Source organism: Streptomyces sp. NPDC050534 (assembly GCF_044457745.1).
Classification (GTDB): Bacteria; Actinomycetota; Actinomycetes; order Streptomycetales; family Streptomycetaceae; genus Streptomyces.
Window position 1 is genome coordinate 14,768 of record NZ_JBITHF010000017.1, and the last position, 25,426, is coordinate 40,193.

A 25,426-nucleotide genomic window follows, 5' to 3' on the forward strand; every position below is an offset into this window, starting at 1 on the left:
CCGAAAGTCGGGCCTTGTGAAGACCACGCGGGTGCGCATCGGATGGTTCCGTTGACGGGGTTGAAACCGACCCGGAGAGTGGTAATCCACGCGAGGGGGGACAGGCGCGGTGGCCGTGCCGTGTCGCGGATCGGGGGGTCTGCCATGAGCGTGTCGTCGAGTGTCGAGTCCGTACGGAGCGGCGAAGGGGTGCCGTGGGGAGACGTCGCGCTGTCCGCGATCGCCTCCGTGAGCTGGGCGTTGATAGGAATGGCGGGCACGGCCGCGCTCGGCCTGCACCTGCTGGGGGCGGACGCGTCGGCCTCGCTCGGGCCGATGACCGCGGCGGTCGTGGCACTGGGCGCGGGCGGCTCGGTCACGCCGTCCGGCGATGTGTCCGCATTCGGACTGAAGGGCGCGGAGGCACACACGGCCGTCACGATCACGCCGTTGGGTGTGAGTCTGGTCGGAGCGTTGCTGTTGTCCTGGTTCTTCCTGAGGTCCCTGCGTACAGCGGGAGTTGTCGTCGAACCAGCCGAACTCCTCGCGCGGGCGGGCGCGGTGGTCGCCCTGTTCGTGGCGACGCTGGGCGGGCTCGCCTGGGCAGGACACGATGTCATCACGATCGACGGCGGCTCGCTGGGCCTCGACAAGCTGCCGGGCGGCGGAGGCGGGGGCGGCGGCGTCAACATCCCCGGTCTCGGCGACATCGGGGACATCGGCGGCCTGCTGCCCGACAAGATCGGCAACCTCATCCACGCGAAGGCGGCGGTCGGCTTCACGGTCGACACCGCCGCCACGCTGCTCGGCGGCCTCGGCTGGTCCGCCGGCGTCCTGCTGATCGCCCTGCTCGCCTCGCGCCGCACTCCCCTGCCACGCGGCTGGGAGGCCGTGCACCGGGTCGTACGGCCGGCGGTGTCGGCGATCGTGATGGTGATGGTGATGTCGGTGGTGGCGGGCCTCGCGGCGGCGGTCTACGCGGCGATCGGCGACAACCACCCCAAGCGGATCTTCGGCGCCGCGCTGCTGGGTGCGCCCAACGGCACCTGGCTGGCCATCCCGATCGGTCTCTTCGTGCCCTACGACGGCAAGGCGACGGGTGAACTGGCCAAGCTGCTGCCGAATCCGCTGGACGACCTGCTCACCGCGAAGACCGACCGGTCGGTGACGCTGGGACGGCTGGCCGACCTGGACGGCCGGGTGTGGCTGCTGGCCGTGGCGGCCGCCGTGATGATGCTGCTGGCCGGGGTGCTGACGGCGGTGCGCACGCCGGTCGGCGTCGACGGCGTGCGGGGGCCGGGCGCTCTCGGGTTCGCGGGGCGCTGCGCGGTGCGGCTCGGGATCGTCACGGCGCTGACGCTGCCGCTGCTCGCCTGGCTGACGGAGGTGTCGGTCAACGCCTCGCTGTCGGTGCTGGGCTTCGACGCGTTCGGCGCCGGGATCCAGCTGCACGGCCATCTCGGCCTGGCGCTGCTCCTCGGCGCCCTGTGGGGTGCGGGGGCGGGGGCCGTCGGGGCGCTGCTGGCCTGGTCGACGGGGTCGGCGGGGCGGCGTGCGGCGCCGCTCGCGCTGAGGGCCGCCGCCGAGGGGGCGCCGGCCGAGGGCGCCGCGCATCCGCAGTACGTGCGCGAGGCCGGGGTGCCCGCCGGTGAGCCGGGCAGGCGCGGGGGTGCCTCGGGGCCGTACACGCCCGGCACGCCGTACCGGGCGCCGAACCCCGCCACCAACCCCTATCTGCAGCTGCCGGACGAACTCCGCGAGCCGGAGGACGCGAGGCCGCCGTCCGGCGACGCGCAGGGTCCCGGCACGCCGCCGCCGGCCCAGGGCGGCGAGAGCGGCGACGGCGGCATGTACGGCGCTCCCACGGTCGCCTGGCAGGCCGGGGACCCGCCTCCGCGGCCCCCGCGCCGCCCGCCCCGGCCCGGTGAGCGGCCACGGACGTCGCGGGACGACGGGCCGCCTCCGCCGCCTCCGCCTCCGGGGCCGCCGAAGGGACGTCCGTGAGCGCCCGGGACGTCCGTGGGAGCCCGGGACGTCCGTGGGAGCCCGGGACGTCCGTGAAGCGCCCGGGACGTCCCTGAGAGCCCGCGGGGGTCCGTGAGCGCCCGGGGAGCCGCGGGGCGCCCATGAGCCGAGGGGGCCGGCCGGTATGGCCTGCCCCTGTGATGTCTGCGAAGCTTCTGCTGCGGCCGTGGGCTCTCGGTGCAGCCGTGGTTGACCGTTCAATCCGTCGTCATCCACTCGACACCCACTGTTCCGTGTCCGCCAGACGGACCGCGGCAGCGGTAGGCACTGGGTGCCGGATACGGTGGAGCCACCATGAGCGCTGAGCAGACCTCGACCTCCGACGTTCCCACACTCCTTGTCAAGATCTTCGGCAAGGACCGGCCCGGCATCACGGCCGGCCTCTTCGACACCCTCGCCGCCTACTCCGTCGACGTGGTCGACATCGAGCAGGTCGTCACCCGTGGCCGAATGGTGCTGTGCGCGCTCGTGACCCCGCCGCCGCCCGGACTCGAGGGCGACCTGCGCGCGACGGTGCACAGCTGGGCCGAGTCGATGAGGATGCAGGCGGAGATCATCTCCGGCCACGGCGACAACCGGCCACGCGGTCTCGGGCGCTCGCTGGTCACCGTCCTCGGCCATCCGCTCACCTCGGAGGCGACGGCCCGGATCGCCGCCAAGATCGCCAAGGCCGGCGGCAACATCGACCGTATCTTCCGTCTCGCCAAGTACCCCGTGACGGCGGTCGAGTTCGCGGTGTCCGGCGTGGAGACCGAGCCGCTGCGCACCGCCCTGGTGACGGACGCCGCGGCACTCGGTGTCGACGTGGCGGTCGTCGCGGCGGGGCTGCACCGGCGGGCCCAGCGGCTGGTGGTCATGGACGTCGACTCGACGCTCATCCAGGACGAGGTGATCGAGCTCTTCGCCGCGCACGCGGGCTGCGAGGACAAGGTCGCCGAGGTCACCGCGGCCGCGATGCGCGGCGAGCTGGACTTCGAGCAGTCGCTGCACGCGCGCGTGGCGCTCCTGGAGGGGCTCGACGCCTCCGTGGTGGACAAGGTTCGCAGCGAGGTGCGGCTGACACCCGGTGCCCGCACCCTGATCCGGACGCTGAAGCGGCTCGGGTACCAAGTGGGCGTCGTATCCGGCGGGTTCACCCAGGTCACCGACGATCTCAAGGAGCGGCTCGGACTGGACTTCGCCCAGGCCAACACCCTGGAGATCGTCGACGGGCGGCTCACCGGCAAGGTCACCGGCGAGATCGTCGACCGCGCGGGCAAGGCGCGGCTGCTGCGCCGGTTCGCCGCCGCCGCGGGCGTGCCGCTGGCCCAGACCGTGGCGATCGGCGACGGCGCCAACGACCTGGACATGCTCAACGCGGCCGGTCTCGGCGTCGCCTTCAACGCCAAGCCGGTCGTCCGCGAGGCCGCGCACACCGCGGTGAACGTGCCCTTCCTGGACACCGTCCTGTACCTGCTGGGCGTGACCCGCGAAGAGGTCGAGGCGGCGGACACGCACGACGAGGAGTAGACCTTTCGCGTACGTCGAGGGGCCCGGCACCGATGGTGCCGGGCCCCTCGCTCGTCGTGCCGGCTACTCGGACGGCGCCCAGTAGTCGAGCAGCGTGGCCACGGACGGCTCCAGGGTCTTCCAGGAGCCCTCGAAGGACAGGACGGCGAAGGCGGCGGCCGGGAAGCCGCGGCGCTCCATCCGCTCGCGGGCGTCACCCTCGGCCGAGCCGGCCAGGATGTCGGTGAGGCCCTGCACGCCCGGGTTGTGGCCGATCAGTACGGCGTTCTGCGCGTCGTCCGGGGTTTCGTTGAGCAGCGCGATCAGCTCGCCGGGCGAGGCCTCGTAGATCCGCTCCTCGTAGATGGTTTTCGGCCGCTGCGGGAACTCGTGGACCGCGAGCTTCCAGGTCTCGCGGGTCCGGACCGAGGTGGAGCACAGGGCCAGGTCGAAGGGGATGCCGGTGTCGGCCAGCTTGCGTCCGGCGACTGCGGCGTCCGTCCGCCCCCGCTCGGCGAGGGGGCGCTCATGGTCGGTCACCTGCGGCCAGTCGGCTTTCGCATGCCGGAAGAGGACGATCCTGCGGGGTTCAGCGACGCTCATGGAATCCAGCTTCGCATGAAACAGGCCAATGGGCGCAGGTAGTTGGCCGGGGGCCGGAACGGCACTCAGTGCGCCATCAGCTGCTGCAGGCGCTCGAAGAGGTGGGTGATCGCCGGGTCGCCCGACGCGGCCTGCGCGTCGGTCGGGTTCAGCATCAGCGCCAGGAGCACGACGAAGGCGAGCGCCGGCAGGGCGAGGGCCCACCAGGGCAGCCGGATGTCGACGCCACCCTTGGTCGCCGGGCGGGGCAGGGTGTGCGTGCGGGCCGACATGGCTACCTCCGCTGTCTTCGAGTGGTCCGTGGTCCGCTTCTCGCGGTCACAGTTCGAAGGTACGGATCCGGCGGGCCCCAACCCATCCGGAGACCCACCCACTTGACCCTGACACCCGCCCCCTAGGGGATGGTGGGGCTAGCCCCACCATCGGGCGTCACGGCCTCGCGGCGCGGCGTCGGTGGTCACTGCGAGGCATCGGTGGTCACGGCGAGGCGATCGTCGCGATGATGGCGATGATCACGAAGATGGCGAGGAACGAGCCGAAGACGAGCAGCATCTTCTTCTGGCCGTTCTGCGGGTTCGGATCGAGCACTGGCATGCGGCAAGTCTCGCACTCCGCGCCCGCGGCCGTGCGGCCGGGGTGAGGGGCCGCACCGCCGCACGGCCGGTGCTCAGCGGGCCGCCTCGTCCTCCACCGTGCGGTTGCGCCCCGCCAGGACGCCGACCACCATCTGCGGGATCAGCAGGGCGGTCATCAGGGCGATCGGCAGGCTCCAGCCGCCGCTGTGCTGGTACAGCACGCCCACCAGGAGCGGGCCGGGGATGGACAGCAGATAGCCGGTGCTCTGCGCGAAGCCGGACAGCTGGGCCACGCCCGCGCTGGTCCTGGCCCGCATGCCGACCATCGTGAGGGCCAGCGGGAACGAGCAGTTGGAGATGCCGAGCAGCACGGCCCACGCCCAGGAGCCGGCCACGGGGGCGAGGTACAGGCCGGCGTAGCCGACGAGGCCGCAGGCGCCCAGCGCGAGCACGATCGGCCCCTGGTGGGGCAGCCGGGTGGCCAGGCGCGGGATGACGAAGGCCAGCGGCACGCCCATCACCATGGTGACGGCCAGCAGCAGTCCCGCCGTGCCGGCGTGCACGCCCGCGTCCCGGAAGATCTGTGCCATCCAGCCCATCGTGATGTAGGCGCCGGTGGCCTGGAGCCCGAAGTAGACGGCGAGCGCCCAGGCGGTGCGGCTGCGGGTGATCCGCAGCGTGGGCGCCTCCACGCGCGCGTGCTCCCGCGGCGCGGCCGCCGTCCCGGCGGACCCGGCGCCCCGCTGCCGTACGAAGGGGATCCACGGCAGTACGGCCACCACCGCGAGGACCGACCAGATCGCGAGGCCGGACTGCCAACTGCCGCCCAGGGCCTCGGTCATGGGCACGGTCACGGCCGCCGCGGCCGCGGTGCCCAGGGCGAGGGCCATCGAGTAGAGGCCGGTCATGGAGCCGACCCGGTCCGGGAACCAGCGCTTGACGATGACCGGCATCAGGACGTTGCTGACCGCGATGCCCATCAGGGTGAGCGCGCTGGCGGCCAGGAACCCGGCCGTGCTGTGCGTGTACGGCCGCACCAGCAGGCCCGCGCCGATCGCGACCATGCCCACGCAGACCACCGCGGCCGGCCCGAAGCGGCGCGCCAGCCGCGGGGCCGCGACGCCGAAGACGGCGAAGCAGAGCGGGGGCACGGAGGTGAGCAGGCCGGCCACGCTGCCGCTCATGCCGAGCCCGTCGCGGACCTCCTCCAGGAGCGCGCCCAGGCTGGTGATGGCGGGGCGGAGGTTCAGGGCGGTGAGGACGATGCCGACCATGAGCAGGCGCGTCGTCCACGCGCGCGTGGCGGGCCCTGGGGTCGTCGGCGCCTCGGGGGTGCGTATCTGCTGGGACGTGACCGTCCTGGATTCCTCGCTTGCCATGTCGCCCATCATAGAATCATGGGATGATTGGTTGTCCATCCCCGGTCCGTCCGTTCCGGGTACCCCCGTGCGAAGGTGTGCCATGCCCTTGAGCCACCCCCGTCGCTCGGCGCTTTCCGAGCAGGTCATCGCCGCGCTGCGGCACCAGATCACCTCGGGCGAGTGGCCGGTCGGCTCGCGCATCCCCACCGAGCCGGAGCTGGTCGAGCAGCTCGGCGTCGCCCGGAACACCGTCCGCGAGGCCGTCCGCGCGCTCGCGCACAACGGCCTGCTGGACATCCGCCAGGGCTCGGGCACGTACGTCGTGGCGACCAGTGAGCTGGCGGGCGTGATGCACCGCCGCTTCGCCGAGGCGGACCCGCGGCACATCGCCGAACTGCGTTCCACGCTGGAGTCCGCCGCCGCCAGGCTGGCCGCCGAGCGGCGCACGGAGAAGGACCTCAAGCAGCTCGACGCGCTGCTGCTGCGGCGCGAGGAGGCCTGGGAGTCGGGCGACACGGAGGCGTTCGTCACGGCGGACGCGACCTTCCACCTGGCGGTCGTGGCGGCGTCCCACAACGACGTGATGACCGCGATGTACGCGGACCTCGGCGAGGTGCTGCGGGACTGGCTGCGCGAGGACGTCGGCGAGGCCCTGACGCCGGAGACGTACATGGAGCACACGCGTCTGGTCGACGCGATCCGCGCGGGCGACGCCGAGGCGGCGGGCGTGGCGGCGGCCAGCTATCCGTTCCTGTGCCGGCCCGGGCGGTTCACCGCTTCTGGTGGCTGATCCACACCGAGCGGACCTCCTCCCAGCACCGGCCGGTGAGCCGTACGGTCATCGCCGGCCCGGTGTCGACCGGGGTGCCGTCGGTGTCGAGGTCCCACCACCGTGCGCACTCGACGTGCAGGCTGACGGCGTCGGTCTGCGGATAGGGGTTGTGGCAGTACGCGGTCACGTGCGAGCCGGTGATCCTGGTGCGGCACTCCGCGCCGAAGAGCTGCGGGGAGGGCGGCTTCCCGGGCTCCACGCGCGCGTTGGGCACCGCCTCGTACGGCAGGAACATCACGAGGGTTACGGCTACGGTCGCTGAGGCCAGGCTGCGGAACAGGCGCACAAGGGGACCTCCTCGGCCGTACTGGGGAGGGAATCACGTGCTGAACACGTAATCCAGAGTGCCCAGTTGGGGCCCGCCTCCGCCCGGCCGGATAGGCCGAACGGGTGATACGCCGAGGGCGCGCATCCCGCGGGATGCGCGCCCTCGAAGGCCGTCGTACGGCAGTGTCCGGGATCAGGCGCCGATGGCGTGCAGACCGCCGTCCACGTGGACGATCTCGCCCGTGGTCTTCGGGAACCAGTCGCTCAGCAGCGCGACGATGCCCTTGCCGGCCGGCTCGGGGTCCTTGAGGTCCCACTCCAGCGGGGAGCGACTGTCCCAGACCGCGGCCAGGTCGCTGAAGCCCGGGATGGACTTGGCGGCCATCGAGCCGATCGGGCCCGCCGAGATGAGGTTGCAGCGGATGTTCTGCTTGCCCAGGTCACGGGCGAGGTAGCGGCTGGTGGCCTCCAGGGCGGCCTTGGCCGGGCCCATCCAGTCGTACTGCGGCCAGGCGTACTGGGCGTCGAAGGTGAGGCCGACGACCGAGCCGCCGTTCTGCATCAGCGGCAGGCAGGCCATGGTGAGCGACTTCAGGGAGTACGCCGAGACGTGCATGGCCGTGGCGACCGACTCGAACGGCGTGTTCAGGAAGTTGCCGCCGAGCGCGTCCTGCGGCGCGAAGCCGATGGAGTGCACGACGCCGTCCAGGCCGCCGAGCTCCTCGCCCACGATGTCGGCCAGCCGGCCGAGGTGCTCGTCGTTGGTGACGTCGAGCTCGACAACCTTGGTGGGCTTGGGAAGCTTCCTGGCGATGCGCTCGGTCAGGGTGGGCCGCGGGAACGCGGTCAGGATGATCTCGGCGCCCTGCTCCTGGGCCAGCTTGGCGGCGTGGAAGGCGATGGAGGACTCCATCAGCACACCGGTGATCAGGACGCGCTTGCCCTCGAGGATTCCGCTCATGGTGATCAGTGACCCATTCCCAGTCCGCCGTCAACGGGAATGACGGCTCCAGTGATGTACGAGGCGTCGTCGGAGGCGAGGAACCGCACCGTCGCGGCCACCTCCTCGGGCTGCGCGTACCGGCCGAGCGGCACCTGCGACACGATGTTGGCGCGCTGCTCGTCGGTGAGCACCTTGGTCATGTCGGTGTCGACGAAGCCCGGCGCGACGACGTTGAAGGTGATGTTGCGCGAGCCCAGCTCACGGGCGAGGGAGCGCGCGAACCCGACGAGACCGGCCTTGGACGCGGCGTAGTTGGCCTGCCCGGGGCCGCCGAACAGCCCGACGACCGACGAGATGAGGACGACGCGGCCCTTCTTGGCGCGCAGCATGCCGCGGTTGGCGCGCTTGACCACGCGGAAGGTGCCGGTGAGGTTGGTGTCGAGGACAGACGTGAAGTCCTCCTCGGACATACGCATCAGGAGCTGGTCCTTGGTGATGCCCGCGTTGGCGATCAGGACCTCGACCGGGCCGTGCTCGGCCTCGATCTCCTTGTAGGCCTGCTCCACCTGCTCGGTGTCGGTGATGTCGCACTTGACCGCGAGGAAGCCGGCCGGCGGCTCTCCCGAGCGGTATGTGATGGCGACCTTGTCGCCGGCGTCGGCGAATGCGCGGGCGATGGCGAGGCCGATGCCCCGGTTGCCTCCGGTGACGAGAACCGAGCGGCTCAACGGATCACCCTTTCGATAGCGGTCTGATGCCTCCGCCCGAACACCTGGATGACAGGCGGCTTCCCCGAAAACCTATCGGTCCGGGACGTCCGGCGGACAATCGGGCACCGACAGTGGCTAACGGGACTCGCTGTCGGGTCCCTACAGAAAGTTCGCCGTACCGGACCGAAACCTGTGGTCCACCGGGCTGCTCTCACGACATGATCGGATCAACCACAGGCCACGACGGGTCACGACAGCAAGGAGAGACCTCGGTGCCTCATTCCATCGACGAAGCCTTCACGGCACTTCCTCTACGCGCTCTCGCGGACGCGGCGCTTGCACGCGCGCGTGCGCTGGGCGCCGAGCACGCGGACTTCCGGTTCGAGCGGGTGCGCAACGCGTCCTGGCGGTTCCGGGACGCCAAGCCCGCCGGTTCGTCGGACACCACCGACCTCGGGTACGCGGTGCGGGTCGTGCACGGCGGCACGTGGGGCTTCGCGTCGGGCGTGGACCTGAGCCTCGACGCCGCCGCCAGGGTCGCCTCGCAGGCGGTGGCGATGGCGAAGCTCTCCGCCCAGGTGATCAGGGCGGCCGGCTCCGACGAACGGGTGGAGCTCGCCGACGAGCCCGTGCACGCCGACCGGACCTGGATCTCGTCGTACCAGATCGATCCGTTCACCGTGCCCGACGAGGAGAAGTCGGCGCTGCTGGCGGACTGGAGCGCGCGGCTGCTGGCGGCGAACGGCGTGGATCACGTCGACGCCTCACTGCTCACCGTGCACGAGAACAAGTTCTACGCCGACACCGCCGGGACCGTGACGACGCAGCAGCGCGTGCGGCTGCACCCGTCGCTGACGGCCGTCTCGGTCGACGAGTCGAGCGGCGAGTTCGACTCGATGCGGACGATCGCACCGCCGGTCGGGCGCGGCTGGGAGTACCTCACCGGCACCGGCTGGGACTGGGAGAGCGAGCTGGAGCAGATCCCGGAGCTGCTCGCCGAGAAGATGCGGGCGCCCAGTGTCGAGTCGGGCCTCTACGACCTGGTCGTCGACCCGTCCAACCTGTGGCTGACCATCCACGAGTCCATCGGGCACGCCACCGAGCTGGACCGCGCGCTCGGTTACGAGGCCGCCTACGCCGGCACCTCCTTCGCCACCTTCGACCAGCTCGGCAAGCTGCGGTACGGCTCGGAACTGATGAACGTCACGGGCGACCGCACCGCCGAGCACGGCCTCGCCACGGTCGGCTACGACGACGAGGGCGTCGCGGGCCAGTCCTGGGACCTGGTGAAGGACGGCACGCTGGTCGGCTACCAGCTGGACCGGCGCATCGCGAAGCTGACCGGCTTCGAGCGCTCCAACGGCTGCGCCTTCGCGGACTCCCCCGGGCACGTGCCCGTGCAGCGCATGGCCAACGTGTCGCTCCGGCCGGATCCGGCCGGGCTGTCCACCGAGGACCTGATCGGCGGGGTCGACCGCGGCATCTACGTCGTCGGGGACCGCTCCTGGTCCATCGACATGCAGCGCTACAACTTCCAGTTCACCGGCCAGCGGTTCTTCCGGATCGAGAACGGGCGGATCACCGGGCAGCTGCGGGACGTCGCGTACCAGGCGACGACCACCGACTTCTGGGGCTCGATGGCCGCGGTGGGCGGCCCGCAGACCTATGTCCTCGGCGGCGCCTTCAACTGCGGCAAGGCCCAGCCGGGCCAGGTCGCCGCCGTCTCGCACGGCTGCCCCGCAGCGCTCTTCAAGGGCGTCAACATCCTCAACACCACGCAGGAGGCCGGTCGATGAGCGTCAGTGCAGGACTCGGCTGGGGGTCCGGGGGTTACTCCCCGGGAAGGCACAGTCTCAACACCACGCAGGAGGCCGGTCGATGAGCGTCAGTGCAGGACTCGGCTGGGGGTCCGGGGGTTACTCCCCGGGAAAGCACAGTCTCAACACCACGCAGGAGGCCGGTCGATGAGCGCGCGTACCAGCAAGCCGCACGAGGTCGTCGAGCGGGCCCTGGAGCTGTCCACCGCCGACGGCTGCGTCGTCATCGCCGACGAGCAGTCCACCGCCAACCTGCGCTGGGCCGGCAACACGCTCACCACGAACGGCGTCACCCGCGGGCGTACTCTCACGGTCGTCGCGACCGTCGACGGCAAGGAGGGCACGGCCTCCGGTGTCGTCTCCCGCTCGGCCGTGACCGCGGACGAGCTGGAGCCCCTGGTCCGGGCCGCCGAGGCCGCGGCACGCGGGGCGGGGCCCGCCGAGGACGCGCAGCCCCTGGTGACGGGCGTGGCGCAGTCGCCGGACTTCACCGACGCGCCCGCCGAGACCACCTCCGCCGTGTTCGCCGACTTCGCCCCGGCGCTCGGCGAGGCGTTCGCACGCGCGCGTGCGGGCGGCCGCGAGTTGTACGGCTTCGCCAACCACGAACTGGTGACCAGCTACGTGGGGACGTCGACGGGGCTGCGGCTGCGGCACGACCAGCCCAACGGCACGCTGGAGCTGAACGCCAAGTCGCCGGACCGCACCCGTTCGGCGTGGGCGGGCCGCTCCACGCGGGACTTCAAGGACGTCGACCCCGCGGCGCTGGACGCGGAACTGGCGGTGCGCCTGGGCTGGGCCGAGCGGCACATCGACCTGCCGGCCGGGCGGTACGAGACGCTGCTGCCGCCGACCGCCGTCGCCGACCTGCTGATCTACCAGCTGTGGTCGGCGTCGGGCCGGGACGCGACCGAGGGCCGCACGGTGTTCTCCCGGCCGGGTGGCGGCACGCGCGTGGGCGACCGGCTGAGCGAGCTGCCGCTGACCCTGCGCAGCGACCCGAACGAGCCGGGTCTGGAGTCGGCACCGTTCGTCCTCGCGCACTCCTCGGGCGGTGACCAGTCCGTCTTCGACAACGGCCTGCCGCTCACGGCCACCGACTGGATGCGCGAGGGCGAGCTGACGCACCTCACCACGAGCCGGCACAGCGCGGGCCTGACGGGGCTGCCGGTGGCTCCCGCGATCGACAACCTGATCCTGACCGGCGGGGAGGACCGCTCCCTGGACGAGATGGTCGCGAACACCGAGCGCGGCCTGCTGCTGACCTGCCTCTGGTACATCCGCGAGGTCGATCCGGCGACGCTGCTGCTGACCGGTCTGACCCGGGACGGCGTGTACCTCGTCGAGAACGGTGAGGTGTCCGGGGAGGTCAACAACTTCCGGTTCAACGAGTCGCCGGTCGACCTGCTGGGGCGGGCGACCGAGGCCGGGCGCACGGAAAAGACGCTGCCGAGGGAATGGAGCGACTGGTTCACTAGGGCTGCGATGCCCGCGCTGCGGGTGCCCGACTTCAATATGAGCTCTGTCAGTCGGGGCGTATAACCTCGTAGCCGGTAGTCGCGTGACTGCCCGAAGATCATCAAGGAGATACGAGAACCGTGACGGACATCGTCGACGAACTGAAGTGGCGCGGGCTGATCGCCCTCTCCACTGACGAGGACGCATTGCGCAAGGCGTTCGCGGACGGTCCCGTCACGTTCTATTGCGGCTTCGACCCGACCGCGCCCAGCCTGCACCTCGGCAACCTCGTGCAGATCCTGACGATGCGCCGCATCCAGCAGGCCGGCAACCGGCCGCTGGGGCTGGTCGGGGGCGCCACCGGCCTGATCGGTGACCCCAAGCCCAACTCCGAGCGCACGCTCAACGCCCCCGAGGTCGTCGCCCAGTGGGTCGAGCGGCTGCGGGGGCAGATCGCCCCGCTGCTGGACTTCGAGGGCCCGAACGCCGCGGTCATGGTGAACAACCTGGACTGGACGCAGGGCCTGTCGGCCATCGAGTTCCTGCGGGACGTCGGCAAGCACTTCCGCGTGAACAAGATGATCGCGAAGGAGGCCGTGGCCCGCCGCCTGGAGTCCCAGGAGGGCATCAGCTACACGGAGTTCAGCTACCAGATCCTGCAGGGCATGGACTTCCTGCAGCTGTACCGGCGGTACGGCTGCACCCTGCAGACCGGCGGCAGCGACCAGTGGGGCAACCTCACCTCGGGCACCGACCTGATCCACAAGGTCGAGCCCGACGCGGTGGTGCACGCGCTGGGCACGCCGCTGATCACCAAGGCCGACGGCACCAAGTTCGGCAAGACGGAGTCCGGCACGGTCTGGCTCGACCCCGAGATGACCACGCCGTACGCCTTCTACCAGTTCTGGCTGAACGCGGACGACCGGGACGTCTCCAAGTTCCTGCGTATCTTCAGCTTCAGGTCCCGTACGGAGATCGAGGAGCTGGAGCAGCAGACGCAGGAGCGTCCGCAGGCCCGTGCCGCGCAGCGCGCACTCGCGGAGGAGCTGACGACGCTGGTGCACGGCGCCGGTCAGACGGCCGCCGTCACCGCCGCGTCGAAGGCGCTGTTCGGTCAGGGCGAGCTGGCGGAGCTGGACGAGGAGACGCTCGCCGCGTCGCTCTCCGAGGTGCCGAACGTCCAGGTCACCGAACTCGGCCCGGTCGTCGACCTGCTCGCCGAGGTCGGGCTGGTGGCCAGCAAGTCGGCCGCGCGGCGGACCGTCAAGGAGGGCGGGGCCTACGTGAACAACGTGAAGGTCGTCACCGAGGACGCGGTCCCCGGCAAGGAGGAGCTGCTGCACGGGCGGTGGCTGGTGCTGCGACGGGGCAAGAAGAACCTGGCCGCGGTCGAGGTGACCGGGGCGTAGGCCCCATGAGGGTGCGGGACCGTGTGCCGACGCGGACCCGCGCCCTTCGTGGTGCTCATGCGCGTTGCTGTTTGCGCTTGCCCAGCGTCGCCATGTAGAGCATGTCGACCACGAAGACGATGATGATCGCGGCCACCAGCTGGAAAGCGTGGCGGCTCCAGTCGATGCCCGAGGTCGATTCGACGCCGACGGCCCGGGCGATCGCGTTGCCCACGATCGCGCCCAGCATGCCGCAGATGGTGGTCAGCCAGAGGGGGCTGTGCTGCTTGCCCGGGATGATCGCCTTGGCGATCAGACCCAGTACGAATCCCACGATGATCGCCCACAACCAGCCCATGGCTGCCTCCTCGTACGGCTCGACGTGAGCACTACGCCCAGTGTCGGCCCGTGCACCGTACGGCGCATGCCGGGGGCCACCGTACGCGCTACGGCTGAGACCGTCCGCCCAGGCGGGACGTGCCCCGGTCTCGTAGGCGGCGCAGGCGCGGCGTAACGTGGGACGAGTCCGGGAGTCGTCTCTCGACCGGGGACGGACCGGGCAGGGGGACGGGGAGAGTCCGATGCGGGCGGATGGTGGAATCTGATGCGGAAGCAGCATGGCGACGGCAACGGCCAGGTGTTCCGGATCACCGGCGCCCGCACGAGCCTGGACGAGGACGTACGCGGACGTCAGCGCAGATACGTCATCTCGATGTCCGTCCGTACGGTGGCGGTGATCCTCGCGGCCACACTGTGGAACGTCGAACGGTACGTCGCAGTCGTGGCGTTGGTCCTCGGGCTGGTCCTCCCCTACGTCGCCGTGGTGATCGCGAACGCGGGGCGGGAGAACGCGCCGTCACTGCCGTCGTCGTTCATCGGTGTCCCGACGCGTCGGATGATCACGCCGCCGCGGGCGGACGACGGTGTCTCGGAACCGGTCCCAGAAGATGTCGTGCCCGAGCCGACGCCGGGCGCGGGGGGCGAGCCGCACGACCGGACGTGATCGTGGCGGCCGGCGCGCAGACGGTCAGGGGCCCGCGGAAAGCTCAAGAAATGCTCAGATCAATCATGTTGTTCCGGTGCCGGGCGACGGGTGACCCGTGACATACTTCCTAAGCGCTCCGCATCCCCCGTCGGAGCGACGGACCGACGCCGGGCAGCTCCCCCCGTGGCTGCTCGGCGTCGCCTTGTTTGCCGTACTTGTGAGACGAAATCCGTGAGTGACGAAACCCCCATCTGCTCCGCCAAGGGCTGCCGTACCGATGCCGTCTGGGTGCTGGCGTGGAACAACCCCAAGATCCATACGCCGGAGCGGCGCAAGACGTGGCTGGCCTGTGAGGAGCACCGGGAGCATCTGTCGCAGTTTCTCGGGGTGCGCGGCTTCCTGAAGGACGTCGTCCTGCTGACGGAGTGGGAGTCCTCCGAGGGGGCCTAGCCGCCGATGGCCGACATGGGGCGGTCCGGCTGGAGGAACGAGGGGTCGTCCAGGCCCGAACCGGCCTTCTTGCCCCACATGGCCAGTCGCCAGATGCGGGCGATCTCCTCGTCGGGGGCGTCGGAGCGCAGCGCGGCGCGCAGGTCCGTCTCCTCCGTCGCGAACAGGCAGGTGCGTATCTGGCCGTCCGCGGTGAGGCGGGTGCGGTCGCAGGCCGCGCAGAACGGGCGGGTGACGGAGGCGATGACGCCGACGCGGTGCGGGCCGCCGTCCACGATCCAGCGCTCGGCGGGGGCCGAGCCGCGCTCCTGGGAGCCCTCCGGGGTCAGCTCGAAGCGGGTGCGCAGGGCGGCGAGGATGTCGCCCGCGGTGACCATGCCCTCGCGCTTCCAGCCGTGCTGGGCGTCCAGGGGCATCTGCTCGATGAAGCGCAGTTCGTAGTCGTTCTCCACGGCCCAGGCAAGCAGGTCCGGAGCCTCGTCCTCGTTCAGTCCGGGCATCAGGACGCTGTTGACCTTCACGGGAGTCAGCTCCGCGGCGCGGGCCGCCTCGAGTCCCTCGAGGACGTCCTTGTGCCGGTCCCGGCGGGTGAGGGTCTTGAAGACGTCCGGGCGCAGGGTGTCCAGGGAGACGTTCACCCGGTCCAGGCCCGCCGCCTTCAGGGCGGCCGCCGTGCGCCTGAGACCGATGCCGTTGGTCGTCAGGGACATCCGGGGGCGGCTTTCCAGCGCGGCGACCCGCTCGACGATGCCGACCAGGCCCGGGCGGAGCAGGGGCTCGCCGCCGGTGAAGCGGACCTCCTTGATGCCCAGCGAGGTGACGGCGATGTCGATGAGGCGGACGATCTCGTCGTCCGTGAGCAGGTCGGGCTTGGCCAGCCACTGCAGGCCCTCTTCGGGCATGCAGTACGTGCACCTGAGATTGCACCGGTCGGTCAGCGAGACCCTCAGGTCGGTGGCCACTCGGCCGTACGTGTCGATAAGCACGTGGCCCCTCCCTCGTAGCGGATCGGTCTCCAGCAGTCTTTCCCGTCACGTGCGAGCCTACGTGACACGACTGACAACGACATCGGCCCGATCCGACGAGGTGCGGCACGGCCGCGTCGTAGAGATCTACGACGCGGCCGCTCAGGGGGCGTTCTCAGCCGTTTGTCAGTGGGCGCCGGTGCCGGTCAGGGACCGCACCTCCAGCTCCGCGTACTTGCCGGCGTCCGGCTCCTCCTTGGACAGGTAGGTACCGAGGACGCCCAGCAGGAAGCCGACCGGGATGGAGATGATGCCGGGGTTCTCCAGCGGGAACCAGTGGAAGTCGGCGTCGGGGAACATCGACGTCTCCTTGCCGGAGACCACCGGTGAGAACAGCACCAGGCCGACCGCCGTGATCAGGCCGCCGTAGATCGACCACAGCGCTCCGGAGGTGGTGAACCGCTTCCAGAACAGGCTGTAGAGGATGGTCGGCAGGTTGGCGGAGGCGGCGACCGCGAACGCGAGGGCGACCAGGCCGGCCACGTTGAGGTCGCGGGCCATGGCGCCGAGCACGATGGAGACCGCGCCGATGCCGACCGTCGCCCAGCGGGCCGCGCGCAGCTCCTCCTTCTCGCTCGCCTCGCCCTTCTTGATGACGTTCGCGTAGATGTCGTGGGCGAACGACGAGGAGGAGGCCAGGGTCAGGCCGGCGACGACCGCGAGGATCGTGGCGAAGGCGACCGCGGAGATGGAGGCGAGCAGGATGGCGCCCCAGTTGGAGTCGACGCCGCCCAGATGCAGCGCCAGCAGTGGCGCGGCCGTGTTGCCCGCCTTGTTCGAGGCGATGATCTCGTCCGGCTTGATGAGCGCCGCGGCGCCGAAGCCCAGCGCGAGCGTCATCAGGTAGAAGGCGCCGATGAGGCCGATCGCCCAGTTCACGGACTTACGGGCGGCCTTGGCGGAGGGCACGGTGTAGAAGCGGATCAGGATGTGCGGCAGGCCCGCCGTGCCCAGGACCAGGGCGATGCCGAGGGAGATGAAGTCCAGTTTGGTGGTGCCGGTGGCGCCGTACTTCAGGCCGGGCTCCAGGAAGGCCGAACCCTTGGCGCTGTTGTCCGCGGCCGAGCCGAGCAGGTCGGAGACGTTGAAGTGGAACTTCAGCAGAACCAGGAAGGTCAGCAGCAGGGCGCCCGCGATGAGCAGCACGGCCTTGACCATCTGGACCCAGGTGGTGCCCTTCATGCCGCCGATGGTGACGTACACGATCATCAGGACGCCGACGAGCGCGACGATGCCGATCTTGCCGCCGTCGCTGGTGATGCCGAGCAGCAGCGAGACGAGGACGCCGGCGCCGGCCATCTGCGCGAGCAGGTAGAAGATCGAGACGACGATGGTGGACGTGCCGGCCGCGGTACGGACGGGGCGCTGGCGCATGCGGTAGGCGAGGACGTCGCCCATCGTGTAGCGGCCCGAGTTGCGCAGTGGCTCGGCGACCAGGAGCAGGGCCACCAGCCAGGCGACCAGGAAGCCGATGGAGTACAGGAAGCCGTCGTAGCCGAAGAGGGCGATGGCACCCGCGATGCCGAGGAAGGACGCGGCGGACATGTAGTCGCCGGAGACCGCGAGGCCGTTCTGGAAGGCGGTGAACTGCCGTCCGCCGGCGTAGAAGTCGGCCGCGTCCTTGGTCTGGCGGCCGGCCCAGACGGTGATGACGAGGGTCGCGACGACGAACACCGAGAACAGGGTGATGATCAGCGGCCGGTGCTCGCTCGCTTCTCCGGCCGCCAGCAGGGTGCTCTGAACGGGGCTCATGCGCCGCCTTCCATACGGGACTTGATGGCCTCGGCCTTGGGGTCGAGCTTCGCGGCGGCGTGCCGCGAGTACCACCAGGCGATGAGGAACGTGGTGAGGAACTGGGCGAGGCCGAGCACCAGGGCGACGTTGATGTTGCCGAACACCTTGGTGCCCATGAAGTCGCCCGCGTAGTTCGACAGCAGGACGTAGAGCAGGTACCAGGCGATGAAGGCGACGGTCAGCGGGAAGGCGAAGGAGCGGTGGGAGCGGCGCAGTTCACCGAACTCCGCGCTCTCCTGCTCCGCGACGAACTCCTCGGTGGAAGGTAGCCGGGCTTGGGTCTTCGAGGGGGGCGGTGTCTCGGTGGCCACGGAGTCTCCTCGCGTTGCGGATGCGGATGCGGATGCGGATGCGGATGCGGCTGTGACGGGATCGGGGGCGAGTGTCCTCGTGCTCCCTGCTCAAGGTCACGGCGCCACGCGATGGCGGGTTCAACTCGCTTGACCAGTTTCCGAACTCGTCTTGGGCAACTCATTGCTGACCAGCCTCTTCGGGGGTTAGTTTCTGGCCTGCACCGCCCGTCATGTACCTGCCCGAGCGCCACCGTGTCTCGGGCGGTTCCGTTTCCGGATGATGTGGAGACCCCATGGCTCATCTGCGTTCCAGACGCCGGCTCGCCCTCGCGGTGCCGGTCGCGCTGTCCCTGACGGCCTCGCTCGGCTTCCTGCCGGCGGCGGCGCAGGCCGCCCCGCGCGCGGAGTCCACGGCACAGGCGGCCGACGCGGGAACCTACGCGTACCTCGTCAACACGAGGACGGACCGTCACACCATCGCGTCGGTGGAGAAGGCGATCGCCGCCAACGGCGGCAGCGTCGTCGTCGCGTACGAGAAGATCGGCGTCATCGTCGCGCATTCCGCGAACCCCGATTTCGCCGCGAAGATACGCAAGGTGCGCGGCGTGCAGTCGGCGGGAGCCTCCCGCACCTCGCCGGTGACCGCGGCGGGCACGACGGACGAGGGAGCGGTCACGTACCTCTCCAAGGCCGAGGCCGCGCAGGTCGCGAAGAGCTCGGCGACCGGCCAGGAGCCGCTCGAGGCCGACCAGTGGGACCTCAGGGCGATCGGCGCCGACAAGGCGTCCCGGATCAACCCGGGCAGCAGCAAGGTGACCGTCGGCGTCATCGACACCGGCGTGGACGACACCCACCCTGACATCGCTCCCAACTTCTCCGCCTCACAGTCCGCGAACTGTGTGAGCGGCAAGGCCGACACGACGTACGGCGCCTGGCGTCCGGTGGACGCCGACCACTACCACGGCACGCATGTGGCGGGCGAGATCGCCGCGGCCCGCAACGACATCGGGGTCGCGGGCGTCGCCCCCGGCGTGAAGGTCGCGAGCATCACGGTGGCGCAGCCGGACGCGAACTCGCTGTTCTACCCGGAGAGCGTCGTGTGCGCCTTCGTGTTCGCCGCCGATCACAGCATCGAAGTGACCAACAACAGCTACTACGTTGACCCGTGGCTGTACAACTGCATGGACGACCCCGATCAACGTGCCATCGTCGATGCGGTCAACAGGGCCCAGCTGTACGCCCAGCACAAGGGCACGCTCAACGTCGCCTCGGCGGGCAACTCCAACGACGACCTCGACTCGCACGCCCTGACCGACGCCTCCAGCCCCGATGACGGGACCCCGGTGACGCGGACGGTCGACCCGCACGAGTGCTTCGACGTGCCGACCCAGCTCCCCGGTGTCGTCACGGTCAGCGCGACGGGCGTCACGAGCGCCAAGTCGTACTACTCCAGCTACGGCGACGGGGTCATCGACGTCGCGGGGCCGGGCGGCGACAAGTACCAGATCCCGGACACGCCGTCGAAGAACGGCCGCATCCTGTCCACGCTGCCGAACGACCAGTACGGCTTCCTCCAGGGCACCTCGATGGCCTCGCCGCACGTCGCGGCCGTCGCGGCGCTGCTGAAGTCGACGCACCCGCACGCCACCCCGGCGCAACTCCAGTCGCTCCTCAAGGCGCAGGCCGACAACCCGGGCTGCCCGACCGCCCCGTACGACGGCAACGGCGACGGCGTCGTCGACGCGACCTGCGTGGGCGGCAAGCGCGTCAACGGCTTCTACGGGTTCGGCATCGTGAACGCGTTGCGCGCGGTGAAGTGAAAGGTGCAGCACAGGCTGCGCGCGTGATGTGAGGGGCCGGACGGAGTGCATCCGTCCGGCCCCGTCACGTCGGTGAGCCTCGCCAGCCCAATATGTTGATTGAATCAATAATGCATAGTGCTGTCATGACAGAAATCAAGACGGCATGGACGGAGCTGGGCGGCGATCCCGCCCTGGTCTCGCGGGTCTCCACCGTCGCGCGTCCGGGAGCGCTCGAAGCACGGCTGCCCGTACGGGAGTTGGCGAGGGCCTGCGTCGGAGCCTGTGCGCTGGCCGCCGCCGAGCTCGGGGCGCTGAGGGGCGGGCGCGCGGAGGTGCCCGGGGTGCTGGTGGACGACGGGGCCGTTGCCGCGGCCTTCGGCAGTGAGCGGAATCTGCTGGTGGACGGGCGGGCGCCGGACACCTTCGCGCCGTTGTCGCGGCTGTGGCGAACTGCGGACGGGTGGGTGCGGACGCATGCCAACTACCCGCATCACCGCGCCCGTCTGCTGAACGTGCTGGGCGTGTCCGAGGACGTGGCCGCCGTCGGGGCGGCACTGGCGGAGCGGTCCTCGCTCGAGGTCGAGGAGTCCGTGTACGCGGCCGGCGGGCTGGCCGTGGCATCGCGGACGCCGAAGGAGTGGGCCCCGCACGAGCAGGCGGTCGCGGTGGCCGCGCGGCCCCTGGTGGAGCGGGAGCGGCTGGATTCCGCGCACGCGCGCGTACTGCCGATCCACGACGGCACTCCCCTGCTGCCCGCCGCGGGGCTGCGTGTCCTGGACCTGACGCGGGTCCTGGCGGGTCCGGTCGCCACCCGCACGCTCGCCCTGCTGGGCGCGGACGTACTGCGCGTGGACCCGCCGCAGCTGCCCGAACTGCCCGACCAGCACGCCGACACGGGCTTCGGGAAGCGGTCGGCGACCCTCGACCTCACGGTCGACCGGCGCACCTTCGAGGAACTGCTGGAGACGGCGGACGTGGTCGTCACCGGCTATCGGCCCGGCACCCTGGACCGCTTCGGGTTGTCGCCGCAGGCGCTGGCCGAGCGCCGGCCCGGGCTGGTCGTGGCCCAGGTGTCGGCCTGGGGTGCGTACGGGCCGTGGGGCGACCGGCGGGGCTTCGACAGCCTGGTGCAGGTGGCCTCGGGGATCGCCGTCGTCGAGGGCTCGGTGGAGGGGCCGGGTGCGCTGCCCGCGCAGGCACTGGACCACGGCACGGGATACCTGCTGGCGGCTGCCGTACTGCGAGCGGTCACCGAGCAGTCGTACGACGGCGGCAGCCGGCTCCTGCGACTGGCGCTGGCGCGGACGGCCGAGTGGCTCGTCAACGGCATCGACGCCACCGAGACGGACGCGGGGGACGTCGTGTACTACGACGGGCCCGGTCCCTGGCTCGCCGCGCGGGACAGCGCGCTGGGGCGGCTGCGGTACGCGCTGCCACCGGTCTCCTTCGCGGGCGGGCCCGCCGACTGGGCGCGGCCACCGGTTCCCTGGGGGACGGATCCCGCGCGGTGGCTCTGAGCCCGAGACCGCTGAGCCACTGGAGCTGCTGCGGCGTCGGAGCTGCTGAGGCGTCGGAGTTGTCGAGGCGTCAAGGCTGAGCCGCTGGGTGCCAGGGCGACCGGAGACGTACCCATGGGCGGAATGCCGTACGCCAGTTGTTTTACTTCACTTGCCCGGTTCTGCGACGACCGGTGAAGATCTCGAGGTGACGTCGACCAGACCCACGGCCGGGGCGGCCGACGCGAGCGGGCCGATACGGCGTCCCGGAACCGTCCGGGCCGTCGCCGTCCTCGTCCTGGTGGCGCTGGCGGCGCTGATACCCCTGCTCGCCCCGTCGGCCGCGCTGCACGGCACCGGCGAGGCCGCCGCACCCGGTGTCGGGGGCATCGCCCTGCTGCGGGCGGTGCTGTTCGCCGCGCTGTGCGTCCCGGCGGGCGAGCTGTTCGTGAACCGCCTGGCCCGTGCGCTGCCCGGCGCCCCCGGCGCCGCGCCGCCCCGCAGTTGGGCCCCGTACGCGGCCGCCGCCGGCCTCCTCGCCGCGCTGGGGCTGGCCTCGGTCGTGTCCACGGGCAACCTGGTGCCGCACAGCCTCGCCCAGGTCGACGTCGGCGGCCTGTACGACTCGCGGGACGGCAAGCTCGCCCTGGTCGAGATCAACGCCTTCCTCGTGGCCGGCCTGTGCGCCCGCTCGCGCCGCCCGGCGGCCCAGGTGTGGCCTCTGGCCGCGGTGATCGTGGCTGAGGCCCTGCGCGCGCACCCCGCCCCCGAGCACAACCCGCTCCTCGGTTCGGGGCTGACGCTCATCCACCTGACGTGCGCCGCCCTGTGGACGGGCGGTCTGCTGCACGTGCTGCGGACACTGCGCCGCTGGGGCCCCTCGGAGGCGGGCCCCGCGCTGCTGGGGCTCTACGCGCGCGTGGCCGCCGTACTGCTCGCCGCCATCACCGCGACGGGGGTGTGGAGTTCGCTGCGCAGGATGCCGCCGCACACCGTCCTCGATCAGCTGACGGCGACGGCGTACGGGCGCGTCCTGCTCGCCAAGGTGATCCTCATGGCCGGCGTCGCCCTGCTCGCCCTGTGGGCACGCGTCCGTCTGACCCGTGCCGCCGATCCGCTGACCGCCTGCTCCCCCGCGCGTGCGGAGGTCGCCGTGCTGGGAGCGGTGGTCGCGGTGTCGGGGCTGCTGACGGCGCTGCCGCTGCCGATCAGATGGTGAGCGTCAGTTGGTCACCAGCACCTTGAGCGCGGTGCGCTCGTCCATCGCCTTGTAGCCGTCGGGGACGCCCTCCAGACCGACGGTCATGTCGAAGACCGGCGAGGCGTCGACGGTGCCGTCCAGGACGTCCGGCAACAGCTCCGGGATGTAGGCGCGGACCGGTGCGACGCCGCCGCGCAGCGCGATGTTCCGGTCGAACATGACGCTCAGATCGAGACCGGTGCCGCTGCCGTGCGGCACGCCGACGAAGCCGATCGCGCCGCCGTCGCGGGTGATGTCGACCGCCGTGCGCATGGACTGCTCGGTGCCGACGGCCTCGACGACGGCGTGCGCGCCCTGTCCCCGGGTGAGTTCGCGCACGGCCTCGACGGCCGCGTCCCCGCGCTCGGCGACGACGTCGGTGGCGCCGAAGCGGCGCGCGATGTCCGTACGGACCTGGTGGCGGCCGAGGGCGATGATCCGCTCCGCGCCGAGCCGCCTGGCGGCGAGCACCGCGCACAGGCCGACGGCTCCGTCACCGACGACGGCGACCGTGGCGCCCGGGCGCACGCCCGCGCCGAGAGCGGCGTGGTGTCCGGTGCCGAGGACGTCGGAGAGGGTCAGCAGGGAGGACAGCAGGTGGTCGTCGGACGCGGCCTCCTTGGGGAGCTGCACGAGGGTGCCGTCGGCGAACGGCACGCGCACGGCCTCGCCCTGGCCGCCGTCGTGCCCCACGGCCCCCCAGAAGCCGCCGTGCTCGCAGGAGGTGGTCAGGCCCTCGCGGCAGTAGTCGCAGACGCCGTCGGACCACATGAAGGGCGCCACGACCAGGTCGCCGCGGCGCACCGTGCTCACCTCGGAGCCGGTCTCCTCGACGACGCCGAGGAACTCGTGCCCGATCCGCTGCCCGGGCTGCCGGGCCGCCTCGCCGCGGTACGCCCACAGGTCACTGCCGCAGATGCAGGCGCGCAGCACCCGCACCACGGCGTCGGTGGGCAGCTGCGCCACGGGCTCGGGGACGTCCTCCACGCGCATGTCGTACGGGGCGTGGATGGTGGTGGCGCGCATGGCGAGGGTCCTTCTCGTGCTGTGTCGTGGGCGCGCTCAGGGGTGGCGAGCGCACTTCACCGTACGCCGCCACCCGTGCGGGCCGCGCGGCGAGGGCGCCCGGACCGGCGGGAGCCGTGCCGCGGCGGGTGTGACCCTCGTCCCCGCAGGCAGCGGGCCGGTTCGTCACGCGGCCGCGGTTCCCTCCGCGGCGGCCGGCTCCACGACCGCGGCCGGCTGCGTCACCGGGGCCGGCCGCCAGCCCGGTCCGCGGAACACCCGCCCGGCCCGCTCGCGCCAACTCCCGGCCGCCCGTACATCGTTGACGATGGAGACGTACTCATGGATGGCCACCTTGATCGGGTTGAACGTGTTGATGTTCTTGGTCAACCCGTAGACGGGCCGCTCGCCCTCGGCCACGAACGAGCCGAACATCCGGTCCCAGACGATGAGGATGCCGCCGAAGTTGCGATCCAGATAGCCGCCCTGGGAGGCGTGGTGTACGCGGTGGTGGGACGGCGTGTTGAGGGCGAGCTCGAACCAGCGGGGCATCTTGTCGATCCGCTCCGTGTGGATCCAGAACTGGTAGACGAGGTTCACCGAGGAGCAGAACGCGAGCGCGGCCGGGTGCACACCGGCGGCGACGAGAGGGACGTAGAACGGCCAGGACGTGAGGGACGTCCAGGGCTGGCGCGGCGCGGTGGAGAGGTTGAACTTCCGGCTGGAGTGGTGGACGACGTGACAGGCCCACAGGATGCGGATGACGTGGTGGCCGCGGTGCTGCCAGTAGTAGAAGAAGTCCTGGGCGAGCAGCATCAGGGCGACCGTCCACCACAGCACCGGCACGCGCAGCGGGGTCAGTTCGTAGATCGCCGTATAGACGGCGACGATCGGGATCTTCCAGAGGAAGTCGAAGAAGAGGCTGCCGAGCCCCATGCCGATGCTGGTCGCGGCGTCCTTCGACTCGTATCCCGCGGCGTCCTCGTCGGGATGGATGCGCACGCTGATCATCTCGACCACGGTGAGCAGCACGAAGGCGGGTATCGACCACAGCACGGCGTCAGGCAGGTTCGGCATGCAGGCACCGTAGAACCACTGGTCGGCCACGGCTAGACGTTGTTACCCACAAGTACCGCAGAACGTCGTGGGCCCGCGCGTACAGCGGTCCGCTAGACCCCCGCCGCGCCCAGCAACGCCCCCGCCGCGTAGGTGACCCCCATGGCGAGGGCCCCGCCGACCATGTTCCGCAGGACCGCCGGCCGTGGCTTCGCCGCGCCCAGGCGTGCACTGCTCCAGCCCGTGAGGGCGAGGGCCGCCAGCACCGACACCACCGTGACCCCGAGCCGCCAGTCCGGCGGCGGCAGCACGATCGCCAGCAGTGGCAGCAGCGCCCCCACGGTGAACGACAGGAAGCTCGCCCACGCCGCGTGCCAGGGGTTGGTCAGCGCGTCGGGGTCGATGCCGAGCTCCACGCGCGCGTGCGCCCTGAGCGCGTCGCGTTCCGTCAGCTGCTCGGCCGCCTCCCTGGCCACCTCGCGCGACATCCCCCGCTGCTCGAGCAGGCCGGTCAGTTCCTCCAGTTCGGCCTCCGGCTCCTCGCGCAACTCCCGCCGCTCCAGGGCGAGTGCGGCCATCTCCGAGTCCCGCTGGGTGGAGACGGACACGTACTCGCCCGCGGCCATAGACATCGAACCGGCCAGCAGACCGGCGAGCCCGGCGGTGAGCAGCGCGGAGCGGCTGTCGGTCGCACCGGCCACGCCCACGACGAGACCCGCCGTGGAGACGATGCCGTCGTTCGCGCCGAGAACGGCCGCCCGCAGCCAGTTCAGGCGCTCGCCCATGGCGCCTTCGTGCGCTTCGTCGTGCGTAGGTTCGGTCACACACCGGAGG

General features: G+C 71.2%; 25 protein-coding genes. 11 read left to right on the forward strand and 14 right to left on the reverse strand.

Annotation, left to right across the window (positions count from 1 at the left end):
• Positions 1–144 precede the first annotated feature (144 nt).
• Together ACIBN2_RS40050 and serB are read left to right on the forward strand one after the other, a co-directional pair.
• Positions 145–1,983 carry a streptophobe family protein gene (locus tag ACIBN2_RS40050; RefSeq protein ID WP_399142203.1) on the forward strand — a complete coding sequence of 613 codons (1,839 nt, stop codon included), beginning with the start codon at positions 145–147 and terminating at the stop codon, positions 1,981–1,983.
• Between the two features lie 315 nt (positions 1,984–2,298).
• A complete protein-coding gene (gene serB, locus ACIBN2_RS40055) occupies positions 2,299–3,513 on the forward strand; it encodes a phosphoserine phosphatase SerB (protein ID WP_399142205.1) in 1,215 nt (404 codons plus the stop codon).
• A 63-nt stretch (positions 3,514–3,576) separates the two neighbouring features.
• Here the strand turns inward: serB and ACIBN2_RS40060 are convergent, their stop codons facing one another.
• The 4 genes from ACIBN2_RS40060 to ACIBN2_RS40075 form a co-directional block, all read right to left on the reverse strand.
• Positions 3,577–4,095: a SixA phosphatase family protein gene (locus ACIBN2_RS40060; protein WP_399142207.1), complete on the reverse strand. Its 519-nt coding sequence runs from the start codon at positions 4,093–4,095 to the stop codon at positions 3,577–3,579.
• Between the two features lie 65 nt (positions 4,096–4,160).
• Complete coding sequence (locus ACIBN2_RS40065; RefSeq protein ID WP_399142209.1) at positions 4,161–4,367, reverse strand: hypothetical protein; 207 nt, start codon at positions 4,365–4,367, stop codon at positions 4,161–4,163.
• A gap of 205 nt (positions 4,368–4,572) precedes the next feature.
• A complete protein-coding gene (locus tag ACIBN2_RS40070; protein ID WP_269787331.1) occupies positions 4,573–4,689 on the reverse strand; it encodes an SGM_5486 family transporter-associated protein in 117 nt (38 codons plus the stop codon).
• A gap of 73 nt (positions 4,690–4,762) precedes the next feature.
• Positions 4,763–6,049, reverse strand: coding sequence for a CynX/NimT family MFS transporter (locus ACIBN2_RS40075; RefSeq protein WP_399142211.1), 1,287 nt, complete (start codon positions 6,047–6,049; stop codon positions 4,763–4,765).
• A gap of 82 nt (positions 6,050–6,131) precedes the next feature.
• On the opposite strand from ACIBN2_RS40075, the gene ACIBN2_RS40080 reads away from it, so the two are divergent.
• Positions 6,132–6,821 (forward strand): FadR/GntR family transcriptional regulator, encoded by a 690-nt coding sequence (locus ACIBN2_RS40080; RefSeq protein WP_399142213.1) that lies wholly within the window; start codon positions 6,132–6,134, stop codon positions 6,819–6,821.
• Here ACIBN2_RS40080 and ACIBN2_RS40085 read toward each other — a convergent pair.
• From ACIBN2_RS40085 to fabG, 3 genes are all read right to left on the reverse strand, one after another.
• Positions 6,802–7,149, reverse strand: a complete 348-nt coding sequence (locus ACIBN2_RS40085) for a hypothetical protein (RefSeq protein WP_399142215.1) — start codon at positions 7,147–7,149, stop codon at positions 6,802–6,804. The two genes, ACIBN2_RS40080 and ACIBN2_RS40085, sit on opposite strands and share 20 nt — an antisense overlap.
• Before the next feature lie 174 nt (positions 7,150–7,323).
• Complete coding sequence (gene fabI / locus ACIBN2_RS40090; RefSeq protein ID WP_399142217.1) at positions 7,324–8,091, reverse strand: enoyl-ACP reductase FabI; 768 nt, start codon at positions 8,089–8,091, stop codon at positions 7,324–7,326.
• 5 nt (positions 8,092–8,096) lie between these two features.
• Positions 8,097–8,801 (reverse strand): 3-oxoacyl-[acyl-carrier-protein] reductase, encoded by a 705-nt coding sequence (gene fabG / locus ACIBN2_RS40095; protein WP_399142219.1) that lies wholly within the window; start codon positions 8,799–8,801, stop codon positions 8,097–8,099.
• Positions 8,802–9,055: 254 nt separating this feature from the next.
• On the opposite strand from fabG, the gene ACIBN2_RS40100 reads away from it, so the two are divergent.
• The 3 genes from ACIBN2_RS40100 (at position 9,056) to tyrS (ending at position 13,467) form a co-directional block, all read left to right on the forward strand.
• Positions 9,056–10,579, forward strand: coding sequence for a TldD/PmbA family protein (locus ACIBN2_RS40100; protein ID WP_399142221.1), 1,524 nt, complete (start codon positions 9,056–9,058; stop codon positions 10,577–10,579).
• A gap of 168 nt (positions 10,580–10,747) precedes the next feature.
• The gene (locus ACIBN2_RS40105) at positions 10,748–12,142 is read left to right on the forward strand and encodes a metallopeptidase TldD-related protein (protein ID WP_399142223.1); all 1,395 of its coding nucleotides are present in this window, start codon (positions 10,748–10,750) and stop codon (positions 12,140–12,142) included.
• A 56-nt stretch (positions 12,143–12,198) separates the two neighbouring features.
• Complete coding sequence (tyrS, locus tag ACIBN2_RS40110; protein WP_399142226.1) at positions 12,199–13,467, forward strand: tyrosine--tRNA ligase; 1,269 nt, start codon at positions 12,199–12,201, stop codon at positions 13,465–13,467.
• A 55-nt stretch (positions 13,468–13,522) separates the two neighbouring features.
• On the opposite strand, the gene ACIBN2_RS40115 is transcribed toward tyrS, so the two are convergent.
• Positions 13,523–13,804: a GlsB/YeaQ/YmgE family stress response membrane protein gene (locus tag ACIBN2_RS40115; protein WP_399142228.1), complete on the reverse strand. Its 282-nt coding sequence runs from the start codon at positions 13,802–13,804 to the stop codon at positions 13,523–13,525.
• A 246-nt stretch (positions 13,805–14,050) separates the two neighbouring features.
• Between ACIBN2_RS40115 and ACIBN2_RS40120 the strand changes: the two genes are divergently transcribed.
• Together ACIBN2_RS40120 and ACIBN2_RS40125 are read left to right on the forward strand one after the other, a co-directional pair.
• Entirely contained in the window at positions 14,051–14,449 is a 399-nt protein-coding gene (locus tag ACIBN2_RS40120; protein WP_399142230.1) for a DUF3099 domain-containing protein, read from the forward strand.
• Positions 14,450–14,662: 213 nt separating this feature from the next.
• Positions 14,663–14,881, forward strand: coding sequence for a hypothetical protein (locus ACIBN2_RS40125; protein ID WP_399142231.1), 219 nt, complete (start codon positions 14,663–14,665; stop codon positions 14,879–14,881).
• Here ACIBN2_RS40125 and moaA read toward each other — a convergent pair.
• The 3 genes from moaA to ACIBN2_RS40140 form a co-directional block, all read right to left on the reverse strand.
• Complete coding sequence (gene moaA, locus ACIBN2_RS40130) at positions 14,878–15,867, reverse strand: GTP 3',8-cyclase MoaA (protein ID WP_399142233.1); 990 nt, start codon at positions 15,865–15,867, stop codon at positions 14,878–14,880. The genes ACIBN2_RS40125 and moaA overlap by 4 nt on opposite strands.
• A 165-nt stretch (positions 15,868–16,032) precedes the next feature.
• Complete coding sequence (locus tag ACIBN2_RS40135; RefSeq protein ID WP_399142235.1) at positions 16,033–17,658, reverse strand: cation acetate symporter; 1,626 nt, start codon at positions 17,656–17,658, stop codon at positions 16,033–16,035.
• Positions 17,655–18,011: a DUF485 domain-containing protein gene (locus ACIBN2_RS40140; RefSeq protein ID WP_399142237.1), complete on the reverse strand. Its 357-nt coding sequence runs from the start codon at positions 18,009–18,011 to the stop codon at positions 17,655–17,657. The genes ACIBN2_RS40135 and ACIBN2_RS40140 overlap by 4 nt, the downstream gene beginning before the upstream one ends.
• Positions 18,012–18,286: 275 nt before the next feature.
• Here ACIBN2_RS40140 and ACIBN2_RS40145 point away from each other — a divergent pair, with 275 nt between their 5' ends.
• The 3 genes from ACIBN2_RS40145 to ACIBN2_RS40155 all read left to right on the forward strand — a co-directional run bounded on the left by ACIBN2_RS40145 (position 18,287) and on the right by ACIBN2_RS40155 (position 22,510).
• Positions 18,287–19,813, forward strand: a complete 1,527-nt coding sequence (locus ACIBN2_RS40145) for a S8 family peptidase (protein WP_399142239.1) — start codon at positions 18,287–18,289, stop codon at positions 19,811–19,813.
• Between the two features lie 125 nt (positions 19,814–19,938).
• Positions 19,939–21,312: a CoA transferase gene (locus ACIBN2_RS40150; RefSeq protein WP_399142241.1), complete on the forward strand. Its 1,374-nt coding sequence runs from the start codon at positions 19,939–19,941 to the stop codon at positions 21,310–21,312.
• 187 nt (positions 21,313–21,499) lie between these two features.
• Positions 21,500–22,510, forward strand: a complete 1,011-nt coding sequence (locus ACIBN2_RS40155) for a CopD family protein (protein ID WP_399142243.1) — start codon at positions 21,500–21,502, stop codon at positions 22,508–22,510.
• Between the two features lie 3 nt (positions 22,511–22,513).
• Here ACIBN2_RS40155 and ACIBN2_RS40160 read toward each other — a convergent pair whose 3' ends face one another.
• From ACIBN2_RS40160 to ACIBN2_RS40170, 3 genes are all read right to left on the reverse strand, one after another.
• Positions 22,514–23,557 (reverse strand): zinc-dependent alcohol dehydrogenase family protein, encoded by a 1,044-nt coding sequence (locus ACIBN2_RS40160; protein WP_399142245.1) that lies wholly within the window; start codon positions 23,555–23,557, stop codon positions 22,514–22,516.
• 165 nt (positions 23,558–23,722) lie between these two features.
• Entirely contained in the window at positions 23,723–24,613 is an 891-nt protein-coding gene (locus tag ACIBN2_RS40165; protein WP_399142247.1) for a sterol desaturase family protein, read from the reverse strand.
• A 92-nt stretch (positions 24,614–24,705) separates the two neighbouring features.
• On the reverse strand, positions 24,706–25,416 hold the full coding sequence (locus ACIBN2_RS40170; RefSeq protein ID WP_399142249.1) for a VIT family protein: 711 nt from the start codon (positions 25,414–25,416) through the stop codon (positions 24,706–24,708).
• Between the last annotated feature and the right edge of the window lie 10 nt (positions 25,417–25,426).

Bases quoted from the DNA above. Each gene is read 5' to 3' on its own strand.
- ACIBN2_RS40150 (WP_399142241.1), top strand. From the start codon at position 19,939: ATGACAGAAATCAAGACGGCATGGACGGAGCTGGGCGGCGATCCCGCC.
- ACIBN2_RS40135 (WP_399142235.1), bottom strand. From the start codon at position 17,658: ATGAGCCCCGTTCAGAGCACCCTGCTGGCGGCCGGAGAAGCGAGCGAG.
- serB (WP_399142205.1), top strand. From the start codon at position 2,299: ATGAGCGCTGAGCAGACCTCGACCTCCGACGTTCCCACACTCCTTGTC.
- ACIBN2_RS40050 (WP_399142203.1), top strand. From the start codon at position 145: ATGAGCGTGTCGTCGAGTGTCGAGTCCGTACGGAGCGGCGAAGGGGTG.
- ACIBN2_RS40060 (WP_399142207.1), bottom strand. From the start codon at position 4,095: ATGAGCGTCGCTGAACCCCGCAGGATCGTCCTCTTCCGGCATGCGAAA.
- ACIBN2_RS40105 (WP_399142223.1), top strand. From the start codon at position 10,748: ATGAGCGCGCGTACCAGCAAGCCGCACGAGGTCGTCGAGCGGGCCCTG.
- ACIBN2_RS40070 (WP_269787331.1), bottom strand. From the start codon at position 4,689: ATGCCAGTGCTCGATCCGAACCCGCAGAACGGCCAGAAGAAGATGCTG.
- ACIBN2_RS40120 (WP_399142230.1), top strand. From the start codon at position 14,051: ATGCGGAAGCAGCATGGCGACGGCAACGGCCAGGTGTTCCGGATCACC.
- ACIBN2_RS40080 (WP_399142213.1), top strand. From the start codon at position 6,132: ATGCCCTTGAGCCACCCCCGTCGCTCGGCGCTTTCCGAGCAGGTCATC.
- ACIBN2_RS40075 (WP_399142211.1), bottom strand. From the start codon at position 6,049: ATGGCAAGCGAGGAATCCAGGACGGTCACGTCCCAGCAGATACGCACC.
- ACIBN2_RS40165 (WP_399142247.1), bottom strand. From the start codon at position 24,613: ATGCCGAACCTGCCTGACGCCGTGCTGTGGTCGATACCCGCCTTCGTG.
- ACIBN2_RS40115 (WP_399142228.1), bottom strand. From the start codon at position 13,804: ATGGGCTGGTTGTGGGCGATCATCGTGGGATTCGTACTGGGTCTGATC.
- ACIBN2_RS40065 (WP_399142209.1), bottom strand. From the start codon at position 4,367: ATGTCGGCCCGCACGCACACCCTGCCCCGCCCGGCGACCAAGGGTGGC.
- ACIBN2_RS40160 (WP_399142245.1), bottom strand. From the start codon at position 23,557: ATGCGCGCCACCACCATCCACGCCCCGTACGACATGCGCGTGGAGGAC.
- ACIBN2_RS40145 (WP_399142239.1), top strand. From the start codon at position 18,287: ATGGCTCATCTGCGTTCCAGACGCCGGCTCGCCCTCGCGGTGCCGGTC.
- fabI (WP_399142217.1), bottom strand. From the start codon at position 8,091: ATGAGCGGAATCCTCGAGGGCAAGCGCGTCCTGATCACCGGTGTGCTG.